The organism is Pseudomonas sp. GW458-11-26-14-LB4 (assembly GCF_059423925.1).
Map to the genome: position 1 here is coordinate 132,784 of NZ_JBWKYU010000003.1, position 18,010 is coordinate 150,793.

Annotated in this window: 14 protein-coding genes; 4 read left to right on the top strand and 10 right to left on the bottom strand. The window is 59.3% G+C overall.

Going from position 1 to position 18,010, the window contains the following annotated elements; all coding sequences use genetic code 11:
* Positions 1-13: 13 nt before the first annotated feature.
* From xylB to AC07XZ_RS05770, 10 genes are all read right to left on the bottom strand, one after another.
* Positions 14-1,510: a xylulokinase gene (xylB, locus tag AC07XZ_RS05725; protein ID WP_102686216.1), complete on the bottom strand. Its 1,497-nt coding sequence runs from the start codon at positions 1,508-1,510 to the stop codon at positions 14-16.
* A 204-nt stretch (positions 1,511-1,714) separates the two neighbouring features.
* Positions 1,715-3,187, bottom strand: a complete 1,473-nt coding sequence (locus AC07XZ_RS05730) for a mannitol dehydrogenase family protein (RefSeq protein WP_102686215.1) — start codon at positions 3,185-3,187, stop codon at positions 1,715-1,717.
* 16 nt (positions 3,188-3,203) lie between these two features.
* The gene (locus AC07XZ_RS05735) at positions 3,204-4,307 is read right to left on the bottom strand and encodes an ABC transporter ATP-binding protein (RefSeq protein ID WP_102686214.1); all 1,104 of its coding nucleotides are present in this window, start codon (positions 4,305-4,307) and stop codon (positions 3,204-3,206) included.
* A 23-nt stretch (positions 4,308-4,330) separates the two neighbouring features.
* Positions 4,331-5,161 (bottom strand): carbohydrate ABC transporter permease, encoded by an 831-nt coding sequence (locus AC07XZ_RS05740; protein ID WP_007957423.1) that lies wholly within the window; start codon positions 5,159-5,161, stop codon positions 4,331-4,333.
* A gap of 8 nt (positions 5,162-5,169) precedes the next feature.
* Positions 5,170-6,096 carry a carbohydrate ABC transporter permease gene (locus AC07XZ_RS05745; protein WP_039768250.1) on the bottom strand — a complete coding sequence of 309 codons (927 nt, stop codon included), beginning with the start codon at positions 6,094-6,096 and terminating at the stop codon, positions 5,170-5,172.
* A gap of 169 nt (positions 6,097-6,265) precedes the next feature.
* Positions 6,266-7,576 carry an ABC transporter substrate-binding protein gene (locus tag AC07XZ_RS05750; protein WP_102686213.1) on the bottom strand — a complete coding sequence of 437 codons (1,311 nt, stop codon included), beginning with the start codon at positions 7,574-7,576 and terminating at the stop codon, positions 6,266-6,268.
* 225 nt (positions 7,577-7,801) lie between these two features.
* Positions 7,802-8,707 carry an AraC family transcriptional regulator gene (locus AC07XZ_RS05755; protein ID WP_011334055.1) on the bottom strand — a complete coding sequence of 302 codons (906 nt, stop codon included), beginning with the start codon at positions 8,705-8,707 and terminating at the stop codon, positions 7,802-7,804.
* A 53-nt stretch (positions 8,708-8,760) separates the two neighbouring features.
* Positions 8,761-9,639 carry a PI-PLC domain-containing protein gene (locus tag AC07XZ_RS05760; RefSeq protein WP_102686212.1) on the bottom strand — a complete coding sequence of 293 codons (879 nt, stop codon included), beginning with the start codon at positions 9,637-9,639 and terminating at the stop codon, positions 8,761-8,763.
* Between the two features lie 150 nt (positions 9,640-9,789).
* Positions 9,790-11,079, bottom strand: coding sequence for a glycosyltransferase (locus tag AC07XZ_RS05765; RefSeq protein WP_102686211.1), 1,290 nt, complete (start codon positions 11,077-11,079; stop codon positions 9,790-9,792).
* Between the two features lie 165 nt (positions 11,080-11,244).
* Positions 11,245-11,610 carry a response regulator gene (locus AC07XZ_RS05770; RefSeq protein WP_102686210.1) on the bottom strand — a complete coding sequence of 122 codons (366 nt, stop codon included), beginning with the start codon at positions 11,608-11,610 and terminating at the stop codon, positions 11,245-11,247.
* A gap of 263 nt (positions 11,611-11,873) precedes the next feature.
* Between AC07XZ_RS05770 and AC07XZ_RS05775 the strand changes: the two genes are divergently transcribed.
* The 4 genes from AC07XZ_RS05775 to AC07XZ_RS05790 are packed head-to-tail and all read left to right on the top strand — an operon-like array spanning position 11,874 to position 17,996.
* The gene (locus AC07XZ_RS05775) at positions 11,874-15,365 is read left to right on the top strand and encodes a response regulator (RefSeq protein WP_102686209.1); all 3,492 of its coding nucleotides are present in this window, start codon (positions 11,874-11,876) and stop codon (positions 15,363-15,365) included.
* Entirely contained in the window at positions 15,365-16,198 is an 834-nt protein-coding gene (locus AC07XZ_RS05780) for a CheR family methyltransferase (protein ID WP_085603817.1), read from the top strand. The genes AC07XZ_RS05775 and AC07XZ_RS05780 overlap by 1 nt, the downstream gene beginning before the upstream one ends.
* Entirely contained in the window at positions 16,195-16,788 is a 594-nt protein-coding gene (locus AC07XZ_RS05785) for a chemotaxis protein CheB (protein ID WP_102686208.1), read from the top strand. Before AC07XZ_RS05780 ends, AC07XZ_RS05785 begins: the two co-directional genes overlap by 4 nt.
* Positions 16,782-17,996 carry a hybrid sensor histidine kinase/response regulator gene (locus tag AC07XZ_RS05790; protein WP_085603811.1) on the top strand — a complete coding sequence of 405 codons (1,215 nt, stop codon included), beginning with the start codon at positions 16,782-16,784 and terminating at the stop codon, positions 17,994-17,996. Before AC07XZ_RS05785 ends, AC07XZ_RS05790 begins: the two co-directional genes overlap by 7 nt.
* Positions 17,997-18,010 lie beyond the last annotated feature (14 nt).

Here is an 18,010-nt window from a genome sequence, read left to right on the forward strand (position 1 = left end):
AGTTGTTTGCTCTTTATAAGGTTGCGACATGCAGTCGATAGCGTTCATAGGCCTGCTGGAACGCCGCAACATTCGCGGCAACCGGCAGGGTTTCACTGTTCAGGTCGAGCTTCACGCAGCGCTGGCACAGATCGGCCAGGGTGTCTTCGTGGCCGTTCGACCACGACTTGCACCACGCCGCCTGAATCGCCGCGCCAAGGGCGGCGGCTTCGCTCTGCTCGGTGCAGATCACCGGGGTGTTCATGATGTCGGCGACGATCTGCCGCCACACCGCGCTTTTCGAACCGCCGCCGATCAGGCAAATGCTGCGGCTTTGTAAACCATTCTGGCGTAGCAGATCCAGTCCATAACGCAGGCCGAAGGTGGTGCCCTCGACGGCGGCGCGGCACAGATTGGCCTGGGTCAGGTTATCGATCGTCAGGCCGTGCAGGCTGCCGGTGGCGTGGGGCAGGGGCGGCACGCGTTCGCCGTTGAGGAACGGCAACATGCTTACGCCTTCTGCGCCGATCGGGGCCTGGTCCACCAAGGCATTGAAGGCGTCGAGATCGAGGTTGAACAGTTCGCGGATCGCGCCGGTGGCGTTGGTCAGGTTCATGGTGCAGATCAACGGCAGCCAGCCGCCGCTTGACGAACAGAAGGTCGCGACCGACGCGTCCAGGCTGACCTTCGGTGCCTCGGCGTAGGCGTACACCGTGCCGGAAGAACCGAGGCTCATGGTGATCGCCCCCGGCTGAATATTGCCGGTGCCGATGGCGCCCATCATGTTGTCGCCGCCACCGCTGGACACCAGTGCGTTGGGGTTGATGCCCAGTTGTTCGGCGACCGCCGGCAGAATTGTGCCGACCGTTTGATGGGCATCGATCAGCTCTGGCAGCGCGGATTGCAGACGACCGCTGGCGTCGATGTCGCGCAGCAGCTGCAGATCCCATTGACGGGTGCGCACGTTGAAATAGCCGGTGCCGGACGCATCGCCGTATTCGCTGCATGCACGACCGGTGAGCCAGAAATTCAGGTAGTCGTGGGGCAGCAGAACTCGCGCGATGCGCGAGAACGCGTCCGGATGTTGTTCCTTGGTCCACAGCAGTTTGGAGACGGTGTAGCCCGGCGCGATGACCACGCCAAGGCGTTCCAGCGAGCCTTGTTCACCGCCCAGGTGAGTCAGCAGGCGATCGTTTTCAGGTGTGGTTTCGGTGTCGCACCAAAGCTTGGCCGGGCGCAGGACCTGGCCTTGATCGTCGAGCAGCACCAGGCCGTGTTGCTGGCCGGAAACGCCAATGCCCTGGATCGACTGGCCGTCGACATTTGCCGCCAATAAAGCGCGGCGGGTAGCGAGGGCGAAGGCTTCCAGCCATTGCGCGGTGTCTTGCTCGCGACGGCCGTTGGCGCCGCTGATCATCGTGTGGGCGGCGGCGCCCTGGCCGAGAACCTGACCGCTGACAGCGTCGAGGATGATGGCTTTGGTGCCTTGGGTGCCGCAGTCGATGCCGAGGAATAGTTGTTGTTTGTGCATGGTGTGAACCTGTTGGTTTTTTGGCGACTTCTAAAGCCACCCCTCACCCCAACCCTCTCCCCAGAGGGGAGAGGGGGAAAGGGAGCAGATTTGTGTAGGTTTCAATTCCTGAGTTCGGCTCCGGACTTTCAGGTCGATGTAGCTCGAATAAACACCTCAGTCGGCTCCCTCTCCCTCCGGGAGAGGGCTGGGGTGAGGGGCTTTTCAGGCCAGAATACGCTCGAGAGTCCGAGTGACGCCTTCTTCACGCAAGCTATTCAGGCACCACTCAAACGCCGCAACAAACTCTGGCGAACGCGGTATCGCCGTACCGAAGATTTCTTCAACCCCCAACAACCGCTCAGTGATCAAGGCATCCTCTGCCACCAACCCCTGACAAAACGCCGCCCGAGGATCCGGAATCGAATAAGTGTCACCATTCTCATCCACACCCTTCAAGTAAAGCGCCCAGGCCGCCACCACCAACGCTGCCCGTTTGGTCTCCTGCCCATCGGCAATCAACCGATTGATCGTCGGAATAGTGAACTTGGGAAACTTCGACGACCCATCCGAACAAACCCGCTCAAGCTGATCGGCAATCGCCTGATTGGAAAACCGCGCCACCAGCGTGTCCTTGTACTCGGTCAGGTCGATCCCCGGCACCGGCGCCAGTTGCGGGGTCACGTCCAGGTCCATATAGGCGCGCATGTAGCGCACGAACAGCGGGTCGTTCATGGTCTCGTGAACGAAGCGGTAACCCTTCAAAAAGCCCAGATAAGTCAGGGCCAGGTGACTGCCGTTGAGCAGTTTGATCTTCATCTCTTCGTAGGGCGAAACATCATCGGTGAACTGCACGCCGACCTTTTCCCAGGCCGGGCGGCCGTTGACGAACTTGTCCTCCAGCACCCATTGCACGAACGGTTCGCACACAACAGGCCAGGCGTCGTCGACGGCGTGTTTGTCCGCCAGTTGCAGGCGATGCGCGGTGCTGGTCATCGGCGTGATGCGGTCGACCATGGCGTTGGGGAAGCTGACGTTGGCGTCGATCCACTCGCGCAAGTCCGGATCCAGCAGCGCGGTGAACGCCAGCAGTGCCTTGCGGGTGACGGCGCCGTTGTGCGGCAGGTTATCGCAGGACATCACGGTGAATGCCGGAATGCCCGCCGCACGCCGTCGGGCCAGTGCGGCACAGAGGAAACCGAACACGGTTTTCGGCTGTTGCGGGTAGGTCAGGTCGTGCTGAATCTGCGGCAGGTGCGCCATGAACTCGCCGTTGCTGTCGTCGATGCAGTAACCGCCCTCAGTGATGGTCAGCGAGACGATGCGGATCTGCGGATCCGCAAGCTTGTCGATCAGCACCTGGGCGCTGTCCTCGGCCAGCAGCATGTCGCGGATCGCGCCGATGACGCGGACTTCGGTGTCGTCGCTGTCGCCCAGTTCGAACAGGGTGAACAGGTAATCCTGCTCATTGAGGTCGTCGCGGGCGCGGCGGTCTTCGGCGCGCAGGCCGACGCCGCAAATGGCCCAGTCCAGCGCTTCACCGGTGTTCATCAGCGCATCGGTGTAATACGCCTGATGCGCGCGATGGAAACCACCGACGCCAATGTGTGCAATGCCCTGGCGGGTGTCGCTGAGGCTGTAGGCCGGAAGCTTCACTTCGGCGGCCAGGCGGTTGAGGTTTTGCTTGTTCAGTTTCATCGGGTCAGTCTCGAAATCAGGCGGCCGCGCGCAGCGGGCGGGTCAGCGCCACGCCGTCGGCATCGAACAGATGGCAGTGGGCAGCGTCCAGGTGCAGGTTCAGTTGTTCGCCGTAACGGCTCGCCAGATCACCGCGCACGCGCATGGTCAGGGCTTCGCCGGCGTTGGTCTTGACGTGGCAGAAAGTGTCGCTGCCCAGCCGCTCGCTGACGTCGGCGGTGACTTGCAGGGTGCAGTCGCCTGCTTGTGCCAGCTCCAGATGTTCCGGGCGAATGCCCAGGGTCACGGCGCTGCCGACGCTCAGGTTCGACGCGTTGAACGGCAGGGTGATGCGGGTGCCGGCCTCCAGCGAGACTTCGCAGCTCGCGCCATCGATCCGCACGATCTGGCCTTTGAGGAAGCCCATTTTCGGCGTGCCGAGGAAACCGGCGACGAACAGGTTGGCGGGGTTGTGATACAGCTCCAGCGGCGAGCCGACCTGCTCGATCTTGCCGCCATTGAGCACCACGACCTTGTCGGCCATGGTCATGGCTTCGACCTGATCGTGGGTCACGTAGATCATCGTGGCTTTCAAATCTTTGTGCAGGCGCAGCAGTTCCAGACGCATCTGTACCCGCAGGGCGGCGTCGAGGTTGGACAGTGGCTCGTCGAACAGGAAGATTTTCGGGTTGCGCACGATCGCCCGGCCGATGGCCACACGCTGACGCTGGCCGCCGGACAGTTGTTTCGGCTTGCGTTCGAGCATCGGGCCCAGTTCCAGAATGCGCGCAGCTTCGCCGACTTTCTTCTCGACTTCAGCCTTCGGTACGCCGGCCAGATCGAGGGCGAACGACATGTTTTTCTTCACGGTCATGTGCGGGTACAGCGCATAGGTCTGGAACACCATCGCCAGATCACGTTTGGCCGGGCTGACTTCGGTGATGTCTCGTCCGTCCAGTTCGATGGTGCCGCCGCTGACTTCTTCAAGACCGGCGATCAGTCGCAGCAGGGTGGATTTGCCGCAGCCCGACGGGCCGACGAACACCACGAATTCCTTGTCGTTCACCTCAAGGTCGATGCCCTTGATGATGGAAAAACCTTCGAAGCCTTTTTGCAGATTCTTGATTTTCAGGTTGGCCATGATGGCGCTCCTTTTGCGAATTCTTATTTGACGGCGCCGAACGACAGGCCGCGCACCAGTTGTTTCTGGCTGATCCAGCCGAAGATCAGGATCGGTGCGCAGGCCAGGGTCGAGACGGCCGACAACTTGGCCCAGAACAATCCTTCAGGGCTTGAGTAGGAGGCGATCAGCGCGGTCAGCGGCGCGGCTTTGGACGAGGTCAGGTTCAGCGACCAGAACGCCTCGTTCCAGCACAGGATCAGCGACAGCAGCACGGTCGAGGCGAGGCCGCCCTTGGCGATCGGCAGCAGCACGCGGAGCATTTCCTGGGCGAGGGTGGCACCGTCGAGGCGGGCGGCTTCGAGGATGTCCTTGGGGATGTCCTTGAAGTAGGTGTAAACCATCCAGACCACGATCGGCAGGTTGATCAGCGTGTAGATCACGATCAGCGCAATGCGCGTGTCGAGCAGGCCGAAACTCTTGGCCAGCAGGTAGATCGGCATCAGCACGCCCACCGGCGGCAGCATCTTGGTGGAAAGCATCCACAGCAGCGTGCCTTTGGTGCGCTGGGTTTCGTAGAACGCCATCGAGTAGGCCGCCGGCACCGCAATCAGCAGGCACAGAGCCGTGGCGCTGAAGGAAATCACCACCGAGTTCCAGGCGAAACTGAAGTAGTCGCTGCGCTCATTGATGTGCAGGTAATTCTCCAGCGTCGGCGTGAAGATGAACTGCGGCGGCGTGGCGAAGGCGTCGATTTCGGTCTTGAAACTGGTCAGCACCATCCAGAAGATCGGGAAGAAAATGATGATCGCGATGGCCCAGGCCAGCGTGCCGAGCAGCAGGCTTTGCAGTCGGCGGGATTGTTGAAGAGTCATGGCAGGCCTCAGGCTTTGTCAGTCAGGTTTTTGCCGATCATCCGCACCAGAATGATCGCGGCGATGTTGGCGATGACCACGGCGATCAGGCCGCCGGCCGAGGCCATTCCGACGTCGAACTGCACCAGCGCCTGGTTGTAGATCAGGTAGGCGAGGTTGGTCGACGCGTAGCCGGGGCCGCCATTGGTGGTGGTGAAGATTTCGGCGAACACTGACAGCAGAAAGATGGTTTCAATCATCACGACCACGGCAATCGGCCGTGCCAGGTGCGGCAAAGTCAGGTGCCAGAAAATCGCGATCGGGCCGGCGCCGTCGAGGCGGGCGGCTTCCTTCTGTTCCTGGTCGAGGGACTGCATGGCGGTCATCAGGATCAGGATCGCGAAGGGCAGCCATTGCCACGAGACAATGATGATGATCGACAGCAGCGGGTAGTGAGCGAGCCAGTCCACCGGTTGCGCGCCGAACAGTTTCCAGATGTAGGCGAGGATCCCGGACACCGGGTGGAAAATCAGGTTCTTCCAGATCAGCGCACCGACCGTGGGCATGATGAAGAACGGCGAAATCAGCATCACCCGCACGATGCCGCGACCGAAGAACTCGCTGGCCTCCAGCAGCGCACTGATCAATACGCCGAACACCACGCTGATCAGCAGCACGCTGCCTACCAGCAGCAAGGTATTGGTAGCGCCGGGCATGAAGCCGGAGTCGGTCAGGAAGTAGGTGAAGTTTTCCAGCCCGACAAATTCGTTGGTGCCCGGGTCGAGCAGGTTGTAGCGGATCATCGAGAAATAGACGGTCATGCCCAGCGGCACGATCATCCACAGCAGCAACAGGGCCACCGAAGGGCTGACCAGAAACCAGCCGGGATTGGCCACACGGCTTTTGCGCCGGGGCTGCGATAGGTCGATGTGGGCTTTGGCAGTTGAAGTATTCATGGCGTTTACAACCGAGTCATACAGACCTATGGAGATCCCATGTGGGAGCGACGGTGCGACGATTCGACTTGCTCGCGAAGGCGTCGTGTCAGACAACAAAATGTTTCACTGATACACCGCTTTCGCGAGCAAGCCCGCTCCCACAGGAGGCAGGAGCAAGCTTTGCGAGTTACTTCGGATAACCCGCGCGCTTCATCTCGCGTTCGGTGGTTTGCTGGGCAGCGGTCAACGCCTGGTCGACCGTGGTCTGGCCGATCAGTGCGGCGGAGAACAGCTTGCCGACTTGAGTGCCGATCCCCTGAAACTCGGGAATGGTCACCAGTTGAATGCCGATGTAAGGCACGGGTTTGAGGGTCGGTTTGCTCGGGTCGGCCGCTTTCAGCGATTCCAGCGTGACCTTGGCAAACGGCGCGGCGCTCATGTACTCGTCGCTGTAGGTCGAGGCGCGAGTGCCCGGCGGTACGTTGGCGATGCCGTCGGTCTTGGCGACCAGTTCGCCGTATTCCTTGGACGTGGCCCAGGCGCTGAAGGTCTTCGCAGCGTCTTTGGCCTTGGAGCTGGTCGGAATCGCCAGTGCCCACGAGTACAGCCACGCCGAGCCTTTGTCGGTGACCTGATGCGGCGCGTAGGTGAAGCCGACATGATCGGCGACCTTGCTTTGAGTCTTGTCGGTGACGAACGAGCCGGCGACGCTGGCGTCGACCCACATTGCGCATTTGCCGCTGTTGAACAGGGCGAGGTTTTCGTTGAAACCGTTGCTGGAGGCACCCGGCGGGCCGGATTTCTTCATGGTGTCGACGTAGAAATTCAGCGCGTTTTTCCATTCCGGACCGCTGAATTCGGGTTTCCACTGCTCATCGAACCAGCGCGCGCCGTAAGCGTTGGCCACGGTGGTGATCAGCGCCATGTTCTCGCCCCAGCCGGCCTTGCCGCGCAGGCAGATGCCGTACTGCTCCTTGTCCTTGTGGGTGAGCTTTTCGGCGAAGCCGGCGATCTGCTCCCAGGTCGGACGCTCCGGCATGGTCAGGCCGGCGTCCTTGAACAGGTCGGTGCGGTAGTAGGTGATCGAGCTTTCAGCGTAAAACGGCAGGGCGTACAGCGAACCCTTGACTGACAGGCCTTCGCGTACGGACGGGAACACGTCATCGAGGGCGTAGCTGGCCGGCAGATCCTTCATCGGCTCCAGCCAACCCTTGGCACCCCAGAGTGCGGCTTCGTACATGCCGATGGTCAACACGTCGAACTGACCGCCCTGAGTGGCGATGTCGGTGGTCAGGCGCTGACGCAGAACGTTTTCTTCCAGCACCACCCAATTGAGCTTGATGTCCGGGTGCTCGGTCTCGAAGGTTTTCGAGAGCTTTTGCATGCGGATCATGTCGCTGTTGTTGACGGTGGCGATGGTCAGGGTCTGGGCGCCAAGGCTGACGCTGCTGAGGGTCATGCAGGTGAGGGCCAGCAGAGCTTTTGCAGTGGGTTGCATCGTGCACTCCTTTTCTGCACCCGGCGGGGGCAGAAGGACAGTTATTGTTTTTGTGTTCTTCCGGCGGGGGAAGAATGTGCACTGATTACAGCCTTCTGGCGCAGGGCTGACAAATCATCCCTAGCACTCGAATCGATACTTTTTTGCACTCTGGATTGGCGCGATAAACGCAGGGAAGGGCGTTTCAGCAGGGCGAGAGGCGCGAAACCGTACAGATTTTCCTGCTCAGCCGTGGTTTTGCTCGGTCAGGCGCTGCACCACCAGCCGCCGGTAATGCGAAGGCGTCATGCCTTTGAGCTGCTGAAAGCGCCGATTGAAATTGGAAATATTATTGAAGCCCGACTCAAAGCACACTTCGGTCACCGGCTTGTCGCCATCAGCCAGCAACTCGCAGGATTTACTGATGCGCAGGCGATTGACGAATTCGATGAAGTTGCGCCCGGTCGCCTGCTTGAACACGCGGCTGAAATAGGTGGGTTTCATGCCCAGGTGCTCGGCGACCTCCTCAAGGGGTAGTTCGCGGGCGTAGTGGGCGAAGATGTAATCCACCGCGCGGTTGGTGCGGTCGATGTTGTGCTCGTCGGCCAGTTGCGGGGTGGTTGCGCCGGACAGCAGTTGGTAGTCGTCGCAGGCCGCCAGCAATTCCATCAGGATGAAAAAATGCCCGAGACGGGTGATGCCGGTTGAATCGGCGATGCGTTGCATCAGGGTCATGGCCTGACGGATTGTCTGCGGGGAGCGGAATTCGATGCCGTACTGCGCACGCTCAAGCAGTGGCGCCAGGGTCTTGAGTTCGGCGAACACCTGATGACCGCTTTCGAACAACTCATCGGTGAAGTTGACCAGCATGTCGCGTTTCTCGACCACCTCGTCTTCGGCCACCTGGCTGATCCAGTTGTGCGGCAGATTGGGCCCGGTCAGGAACAGCGTCTGCGGGTAGAAGTTGCCGATGTAATCGCCGATGAACACCTTGCCCGAACTGGCGACGATCAGGTGCAGCTCGTATTCCTTGTGAAAGTGCCAGCGCACCAGCGGGCAGGGGAAACCATGCTGGCGATAGATGATGGATAACCCGTTGTGGTCATCCATCAGTTCATAGGAAGGGTCGGTGACGCGGGCTGTTCGGGTCATGGTCGGACGCTTTTTTTGTTATCGCCCGGCGATCATGCCTCTTTGCGCGGCCGTTACGCCAGTAGGCGATCAGCAGGGCGCAGGTGCGCCTTCGTCTGATTCACTGCCCGGCAGAACGACACGATGTTGGTCTCTTCGATGAAGTCGACGTTGATCACGTTGCACTTCATTGCCCAGTCACTGTTGTTCGGGTCGAACCACTCGTTCAACTCCTTATGAATATCGACCGGCCCGCCCAGCGCCGTGTAACTGGTGGCGGACAACGACCAGGGTTTCCAGGAGCCCGGTGGGGACTTCAGGACATTGCCGATGAATTGCTTCAGTTCCGCCATTCCGGTCAGGTCGTTACCCGACCATTGATGGTTGATGTAATCGATGAACACGCTGCGATCCAGTTGCCAGTGCGAACGGGCGGCAACGAATATACGTTGCTCATTGTTGATTTGTTTAAGCTGGCCGAGGCTGGCACTCAGATTTCGACTCGGAATCAAACGGTGGCCGAGAAAGTGAATCATCATGTTATTGAAATAGACATAATCGAAGTCGTTGCCATCCAGACTATGGAAGTCAAGAACAATGAACTCATCCGGGTTTTGTTTCAGGAAACTTTCCAGGTCGGTGATCAGGTTACCCAGGGTTCGGGAGTTGCGGTGCCCGCCATGGTGAGCACGAAACTTGCCGACGCCTTCTGCCTTGGAGTCGTAGATCAGGCGAATGTCCAGCACCCTTGCGCCATGGTGTAGCTGAGCGTGGAACGAATCATGCTGGCAGGCGAGCCAGTGGCGGGGTGGGCCGAAAACTGGATAATCGGCGCGCCAGTCGCTGCCGGCGTTGTGGGTTCCTGGCAGCGTCAACTCAGAAATGGAAAGAGAATCGATGGAAGGTGTCGCCGCCATCCAGTCATGGGTGGCGAAGTTGTTGTTGTCGGTCATGTATGCATCCTGCACTAGTTGATTGATTGCACCACTTTCAAATGATGAGAGTGGTGAAGGCAGGATGTTTATAGTGTTTAATTTGTTTATTTGCCAACGATGGATTGATGCAATTTATTGGCTCTTGTGTTTATACATTTCGAGAGTGAATTACTTGTTCAGGTTTTTGGCTTCAATCCACTGCGCCATGTATTGCGTACTTTTATGTGAATGATGTCGCAGCATGCTGCCGGTGAAATTGCTCCTTCTTAGTTGGGCAAGATTTTTACGGCAGTCCAACAGTTTATTGATTAATGCCGGACCATGTATCTCTTGCTGATACACGTCCTCGAGTAGCGTTTGCCCATGGGACCGGGCCGCTTGCCAGGCAATGTCATCGCTATAAAGCTTCACTGCGGCATTGGCCAGATCCTGCGCGGTGCGGCAGATCGCCCCCGGCCATGGCTGATCGGTATGCATGCCTTCAGCCCCGATCGGCGTGGTGACACTCGGTGTGCCGCAGAGCATGGCATCAATCAATTTGCCCTTGATTCCGGCGCCAAAACGCAAGGGCGCCAGGCAGATGCGCGCATCGGACATGACCTGCAACGCATCCTCGGCCCAGTTCATGATGTGAAAACCCTGCGCGGCATTGTGCAGTGCTGCTGCCTTGGGCGGCGTGTAGGCGCCGTACAGATGCAATTGGGCTTTTGGCAGTTGCTCGCGGATCAGCGGCCAGACGGTGGATTTCATCCACAACACGGCGTCCCAGTTCGGCGCGTGACGGAAGTTGCCGATACTGAGGAAATGCGCGCGCTCCTCGAAGGGTTTCGCTGGCGTACTCGGTGGCTCGACCATCAAGGGACACCAGTGCAACAGCTCGGGCGGCAGCTTGAACTGCTGCACCAGCAACTCGATTTCCAACTGCGAGATCATCAGGTTCAGGTCGCAGCGATACAGGGCGGCGATCTCGCGTTTGGCCAGATCGGTGTCCGCCATCAGCTCGAACTCTTCAGCCAGCGCCGGGGCAAATAGCTCAGCGAAGTCGTTGGCGTCATCGCTGAGCTTCAGCCGGTCCTTCAACCGCTGATGCCGTGCATGCCGCAAGCTTTGCAGGTCCGAGGTTTCCAGTACCCGCAGGGCATCGGGGCAATGTTTCTCCACGCGCCAGCCGAATTGCTCTTCGATCATGAACTGGTCGAACAACACGATATCCGGCATCAGTTCGCTGATGAATGTGTCGAAACTGCTGTTGTTCAGTTCGATCGGGACTTCGCGGATGCCCAGCGCGGTCAGGTCGGCGCGGTGTTCGCCAGTGCCGGCCGGGCTGGCAAAAGTGATTTGCCAGCCCTGTTGCAGGAACGTCTCGAGAATCTGCATCACATGCCCGCTCGCAGCGGAGGAGCGAGGTTCCGGCCAGACGTAACCAATGACGAGGACTTTGGTTGCGGGCTGACTCATGAGAAACGGTTCCTGAAACGAAGAGACGGAAAAAAGGCGCGCGGATTAGACCATAATCCACGTGTCGGGTGATCCGTTTTTGTTGGGTATGCATCGGGCAAGACCGAGCAAGAAGACCACCGGCAGGGCGCGTGACAGCGTCATTCAGGTATTGAAGTCTCGCGTTCAGGATTGCCCGAGTACGGATTTGACCTTGTCACGCAGTTGATCAATGGAAAAAGGCTTGCCGATTACGTGCATGTCCTTCGGTACTTCAATCGTTTCTGCATAACCGCTGGCAAACAGAATCGGCAGGGCGGGGCGAATGTTGCGGGCTTCGGTGGCCAGTTTACGGCCATCCATGATCGGCAGGCCGACGTCGGTCATCATCAGGTCGATGTGCTGGTTCACGTCCTTGAGGATTTCCAGCGCCTGTTCGCTGCCGTCCGCTTCCAGGACCTTGAACTCCAATTCCTCCAGCACGTCGACGATCAGCATGCGCACGATGGCATCGTCTTCTACTACAAGGATGGTGGACACAGGGCTGGACATAATGGCGGCTCTCAAGAATGGGGGACGGGGCACCGGTCGATCAAAAATGCCGGGCTCTTGCATGAGTAAGTGGCGCATAGCCACAAGTTCCCGAATGGATACAAAAAAGAATAGGCGCAAACGGGGGGGCAAGGATAACCGTTGGCCTTGGATTAGGCGCAGGCAATTGTAGGAAAACAGTACTAAAGCTGTGAGAAAAATGGATCCATGGTGCCGTTTTGGGGCAAACTCCCTGGTTTTCACCAGTTCGACAAGGCTGCCACATGTCCTCTCCGTCTTCGGTTGATGAGCAACGGTTTCGCAAACTCTTGAGCCGCAACGTCAGTTTGCCGTTGGGCGTCGGCGTGATCAGTGCGGTGTTTTTCATCTCATTGATCACCTATTTGTTGTCCGTGATTCAGTGGGTGGAGCACACCGACCGGGTGATCAATAACGCCAACGAAGCGGTGAAACTCACCGTGGATCTGGAAACCGGCATGCGCGGGTATCTGCTCAGCGGCGACGAGCACTTCCTCGACCCGTACGAGACGGCCAAGCCCCGCATCGCCGTGGCACTGAATACCTTGCTTGAACTGACTGCCGACAATCCGGCTCAAACCGACCGCCTGCGTCGTCTTCAGGCGCTGCAAACCGAGTGGGCGACGTATGCGCAGTCGATGATCGATCTGCAACGCGCGAGCGGTGATTACAAGTCCGCGGTCAAAGCGGGGAAGGGCAAGCGCCTGACCGACGAAATACGTAAACAGTTCGAAGATGTAATTGAAACCGAACAGTTGCTGCGTGCTTCACGCAACGAAGACGTGCGCCGCACCACGATCTGGAGCATCAGCCTTTATCTGCTGTTCGTGGCCGGCATCAGCGGTCTGCTGGCCTATGTAGGCCGGCGCGATCTGCTCACCCTGTCCCAAAGTTATGGCGCGACCCTGGCCGCACAGGAAGCCAGCGCCCATCGTCTGGAGCAGCAAGCCTGGCTGCGCAACGGTCAGACCCAGCTTGCCGAGCAAGTGCTGGGGCAACTGACGCTCAACCTGCTGGGACGCAACATTCTGCAGTTCTGCGCCCAGTACCTTGGCACCGCTGTGGCCGCGCTGTATGTGCGCGAAGAACACGGCGGCCTGAAACGCGTGGCGACTTATGGTTTCTCCCGCGAGCAGGAGCAACAGGATCATTCGATCTACAGCGATGAAGGCCTTGTCGGCCAGTCTGCCCAACAAGCGCGACTGATTCGTCTCGATTCGGTGCCGTCCGACTATTTCAAGGTCAGCTCCGGTCTGGGTGAAGGTCTGCCGCACAGCGTGCTGGTGGTGCCGACCAGCGATGACGATCGGGTCAACGGCGTGATCGAACTGGGTTTCCTGCGGCCGCTTACCGACCGCGATGTTGCACTGCTGGAACTGATCGCCGGCAACATCGGCACCTCCATCGAAGCGGCGCGTTATCGCCAACGTTTGCAGGAAGTATTGGCCGAAACCCAGCAGCTCAACGAAGAGTTGCAGGTGCAGCAGGAAGAGCTGAAAACCGCCAACGAAGAACTGGAAGAGCAGTCGCGGATCCTCAAGGAATCCCAAGCGCATCTGGAAACCCAGCAAATCGAGCTGGAACAGACCAACGAGCAACTGGCCGAACAGGCCCAGACCCTGGCCGAGCAGCGCGACGCCATGGATCAGAAGAACACCGAGCTCAATCAGGCCCAGGCACAACTCGAAGAACGCGCCGAAGAGCTGCAGCGTTCGAGCAAGTACAAATCCGAATTCCTCGCCAACATGTCCCACGAGCTGCGCACGCCGCTCAACAGTTCGCTGATCCTGGCCAAGCTGCTGGCAGAAAACCCGCAGGACAACCTCAGTGCCGAGCAGGTCAAATTTGCCGAATCGATCTATTCCGCCGGCAACGATCTGCTCAACCTGATCAACGACATTCTCGATATTTCCAAGGTGGAAGCCGGCAAACTCGAAGTGATGCCGGAAAACACCAGTGTCGCGCGCCTGGCCGATGGCCTGCGCAGCGTGTTCGAACCGTTGGCGGCGGACAAGAAACTGACGTTCACCGTCGAATTGCAGCCCGATGCGCCCATCACTCTGTTCACCGACCGCCAGCGTCTGGAACAGATAATCAAGAACCTGTTGTCCAACGCCGTAAAATTCACCGAGCAGGGCACGGTCAGCCTGACCATCGCCGGTCAGGCGGACGATCGCATCGCTTTCATTGTGCGCGACTCGGGGATCGGGATTGCGCAGGATCAGCAGGAAAGCATTTTCGAAGCCTTCCGCCAGGCCGACGGCACCACCAACCGCAAATACGGTGGCACTGGCCTGGGCCTGTCGATTTCCCGGGATCTGGCGACCTTGCTGGGTGGCGCGATCAGCGTCAGCAGCGCGCCGGGGCAGGGCAGCGCCTTTACGCTGGTATTGCCGCAGCAATACAACGAACCGGGTGATACGCCGGTTGCACCGCTGACCTTCAGCCCGCCGGCCTCTGCGCCGGTCATCGCGCCTGTCGCAGCGGTTTCGCCTTTGGCGCCCGTAGACATCCCGCGCTTCAACGACGACCGCAACAAGGCACCGTTCACTACCCGCTGCATTCTGGTGGTGGAAGACGAGCCGAATTTCGCTCACATCCTCTACGACCTGGCCCATGAACTGGGCTATCAGTGCCTGGTCGCCCACGGCGCCGATGAAGGTTACGACCTGGCGAAAGAATTCGTGCCGGACGCGATCCTGCTGGACATGCGCCTGCCGGATCATTCGGGCCTGACCGTTCTGCAACGCCTGAAAGAACACGCCGAAACCCGCCACATCCCGGTGCACGTGATTTCCGTTGAAGACCGCGTCGAAGCGGCGATGCACATGGGCGCCATCGGTTATGCGGTCAAGCCGACTACCCGCGAAGAGCTCAAGGACGTGTTCGCCCGTCTCGAGGCCAAGCTGACCCAAAAGGTCAAACGCGTGCTGCTGGTGGAGGACGACGATCTGCAACGCGAAAGCATCGCCCGTCTGATCGGTGATGACGACATCGAAATCACTGCTGTCGGCCTGGCGCAAGACGCACTGGAACTGCTGCGCACAACGATCTTCGATTGCATGGTCATCGACCTGAAGCTGCCGGACATGCTCGGCAACGACCTGCTCAAGCGCATGTCGACCGAGGATATCTGCTCGTTCCCGCCGGTCATTGTCTACACAGGACGCAACCTGACCCGCGACGAAGAAGCCGAACTGCGCAAGTATTCGCGCTCGATCATCATCAAAGGCGCCCGCTCGCCGGAACGCCTGCTGGACGAGGTCACACTCTTTCTGCACAAAGTCGAATCGCAGTTGTCCCATGAACGGCAGAAGATGCTCAAGACCGCCCGCAGCCGCGACAAGGTCTTCGAGGGTCGCAAAGTGCTGCTGGTGGACGACGATGTGCGCAACATCTTCGCCCTGACCAGTGCGCTGGAAACCAAGGGTGCAGTCGTGGTGATCGGCCGTAACGGCCGTGAAGCGATTGAAAAACTGAATGAAGTCGAGGACATCGACCTGGTGCTGATGGACGTGATGATGCCGGAAATGGATGGTTTCGAAGCCACCATGGAAATCCGCAAGGATCCGCGCTGGCGCAAGCTGCCGATCATCGCGGTGACGGCCAAGGCCATGAAGGACGATCAGGAGCGCTGCCTGCAGGCGGGCGCCAATGATTACCTGGCCAAGCCCATTGACCTGGATCGCCTGTTCTCGCTGATTCGCGTGTGGTTGCCGAAGATGGAACGCATTTAGTGGAACGTAGTAATCCCGTTGAACGAAACAGTGAAATCGAACTGCGGCTGTTGATTGAGGCGATTTATCTCAAGTACAGCTATGACTTTCGCGATTACTCCGGCGCCTCGATCAAGCGCCGGGTGCAACACGCGCTGAGCCAGTTCGAGTGCGCGACCATCTCGGCCTTGCAGGAGAAAGTCCTGCACGACCCGACGGCGTTCATGCAGTTGCTGCAGTTGCTGACGATCCCGGTCAGCGAGATGTTCCGCGATCCGTCGCACTTCCTGGCGATCCGTCAGGAAGTAGTGCCGCTGCTCAAGACCTATCCGTCGATCAAGATCTGGATCGCCGGCTGCAGCACCGGCGAGGAGGTCTACTCGATGGCGATCCTGCTGCGCGAAGAAGGCCTGCTCGACCGCACGATCATCTACGCCACCGACATCAACCCGCGCTCGCTGGACAAGGCCAAGCAGGGGATCTTTTCGATGGAAAACGTGCGCGCATACACCGCCAACTATCAGCAGGCCGGCGGTCAGCGCTCGTTCGCCGACTACTACACTGCAGCCTATGGCTACGCGATTTTCGACAAGAGCCTGTGCGAGAACGTGACCTTCGCCGATCACAGCCTGGCCACCGATAGTGTATTCTCCGAAACTCAATTAATTTCGTGTCGTAACGTGTTGATTTACTTCAACAAAAAACTTCAGGATCGAGCGTTCGGGTTGTTCCATGAGTCATTGTGCCACCGTGGATTCCTGGTCTTGGGCAGCAAGGAAACTTTGGATTTTTCCGGCTACTCCAACCAGTTCGAACCGCTGGTGAAACAAGAACGGATCTACCGTAAATCATGAACAGTGCAGCGGATTTGCCTCGTGTCGGGGCGATTGTGGTCGGAGCTTCCGCCGGTGGCGTTGAGGCTTTGCTGACCTTGCTTGGTTCACTGCGTGCCGGGTTCGGACTGCCGATCATCATCGTCCTGCATTTGCCGGAAGAGCGCCGCAGCCAGCTCGCCGAGGTGTTTGCCCGGCGAGTGGCGCTGCCGGTCGCTGAGGCCATCGACAAGCAGGACATCACCCCCGGCACCGTGTATTTCGCGACGCCGGGTTATCACTTGTCGGTAGAACAGGATTTCAGCCTGTCGCTGAGCCTTGAAGACCGCCTGCATCATTCGCGGCCTTCGATCGACTTTCTGTTCGAATCCGCCGCCGATGCCTACGGGCCGGCGCTGGCCGCCGTGTTGCTGACCGGCGCCAACCACGATGGCGCACGGGGCCTGGCGCAAGTCAAACGCCTGGGCGGCCTGACCATCGTGCAGGACCCCGACGAGGCGCAGGTCGCCACCATGCCTCGCGCGGCACTGAAAACGCATCAACCGGATTACATTCTTCCCATCCACGGCATCGGCCGTCTGCTTGTCGAGCTGGAACGAATCGCATGCTGAGTAATATCCAGGCAAAACTGCTGATCGTCGACGATCTGCCCGAGAACCTGCTGGCCCTCGAAGCGCTGATCAAACGTGAGGATCGCACCGTCTACAAAGCATTGTCGGCGGACGAAGCACTGTCGCTGCTGCTGCAACACGAATTCGCCATGGCCATCCTCGACGTGCAGATGCCCGGCATGAACGGCTTCGAGCTGGCCGAGCTGATGCGTGGTACCGAGAAAACCAAAAACATCCCGATCATCTTCGTCAGCGCCGCCGGCCGTGAACTCAATTACGCGTTCAAAGGCTATGAAAGCGGTGCTGTGGACTTCCTGCACAAGCCGCTGGATATCCATGCGGTGAAGAGCAAGGTCAACGTCTTCGTCGACCTGTACCGCCAGAGCAAGGCGATGAAGCAACAGGTCGAAGCCCTGGAGCAGAGTCGTCGCGAACAGGAAGCGCTGCTGCAGCAACTGCAAAGCACCCAGGGCGAACTGGAGCAGGCGGTGCGCATGCGTGACGATTTCATGTCGATCGTCGCCCACGAAGTGCGCACGCCGCTCAACGGCCTGATCCTCGAGACCCAACTGCGCAAGATGCACCTGGCCCGGGACAACGCCGCCGCGTTCACCCTCGACAAGATGCACGCCATGGTCGACCGCGACGAGCGCCAGATCAAAAGCCTGATCCGGCTGATCGAGGACATGCTCGACGTGTCGCGGATCCGCACCGGCAAGCTGTCGATCCGACCGAGTCGCTTCGATCTCGCGCAACTGGTGGGCACTCTGCTGGAGAATTTCGCCCAGCAGATCGAAGCTGCCGAGACCGAAGTCAGCTTCACCGCGACCGAGCCGGTGGAAGGGCAGTGGGATGAATTCCGTATCGAGCAGGTGGTGTCGAACCTGTTGACCAACGCGTTGCGTTATGGCGGCAAAAGTCCGATCCAGGTTCGGGTTTATCGCGAAGGCAATGAGGCTCGGGTCGAAGTTCAGGATCAGGGCATCGGCATCAGCGAGGAGAACCAGAAACGCATTTTTCAACAGTTCGAACGGGTCTCCGCCAAGACGGTGGTGGCCGGCCTCGGGCTGGGTCTGTTCATTTCCGAGCAGATCGTCGCCGCCCATGGCGGCTCCATCGTCGTCGAAAGCAAGATCAACGAGGGCGCCCTGTTTCGCGTTTGTCTGCCGCTCCAGGAAAACGGCAAAACAAACGCAACCTCTGAGTGACCACACGGTCGTAT

Bases quoted from the DNA above. Each gene is read 5' to 3' on its own strand.
- xylB (WP_102686216.1), bottom strand. From the start codon at position 1,510: ATGCACAAACAACAACTATTCCTCGGCATCGACTGCGGCACCCAAGGC.
- AC07XZ_RS05730 (WP_102686215.1), bottom strand. From the start codon at position 3,187: ATGAAACTGAACAAGCAAAACCTCAACCGCCTGGCCGCCGAAGTGAAG.
- AC07XZ_RS05735 (WP_102686214.1), bottom strand. From the start codon at position 4,307: ATGGCCAACCTGAAAATCAAGAATCTGCAAAAAGGCTTCGAAGGTTTT.
- AC07XZ_RS05740 (WP_007957423.1), bottom strand. From the start codon at position 5,161: ATGACTCTTCAACAATCCCGCCGACTGCAAAGCCTGCTGCTCGGCACG.
- AC07XZ_RS05745 (WP_039768250.1), bottom strand. From the start codon at position 6,096: ATGAATACTTCAACTGCCAAAGCCCACATCGACCTATCGCAGCCCCGG.
- AC07XZ_RS05750 (WP_102686213.1), bottom strand. From the start codon at position 7,576: ATGCAACCCACTGCAAAAGCTCTGCTGGCCCTCACCTGCATGACCCTC.
- AC07XZ_RS05755 (WP_011334055.1), bottom strand. From the start codon at position 8,707: ATGACCCGAACAGCCCGCGTCACCGACCCTTCCTATGAACTGATGGAT.
- AC07XZ_RS05760 (WP_102686212.1), bottom strand. From the start codon at position 9,639: ATGACCGACAACAACAACTTCGCCACCCATGACTGGATGGCGGCGACA.
- AC07XZ_RS05765 (WP_102686211.1), bottom strand. From the start codon at position 11,079: ATGAGTCAGCCCGCAACCAAAGTCCTCGTCATTGGTTACGTCTGGCCG.
- AC07XZ_RS05770 (WP_102686210.1), bottom strand. From the start codon at position 11,610: ATGTCCAGCCCTGTGTCCACCATCCTTGTAGTAGAAGACGATGCCATC.
- AC07XZ_RS05775 (WP_102686209.1), top strand. From the start codon at position 11,874: ATGTCCTCTCCGTCTTCGGTTGATGAGCAACGGTTTCGCAAACTCTTG.
- AC07XZ_RS05785 (WP_102686208.1), top strand. From the start codon at position 16,195: ATGAACAGTGCAGCGGATTTGCCTCGTGTCGGGGCGATTGTGGTCGGA.
- AC07XZ_RS05790 (WP_085603811.1), top strand. From the start codon at position 16,782: ATGCTGAGTAATATCCAGGCAAAACTGCTGATCGTCGACGATCTGCCC.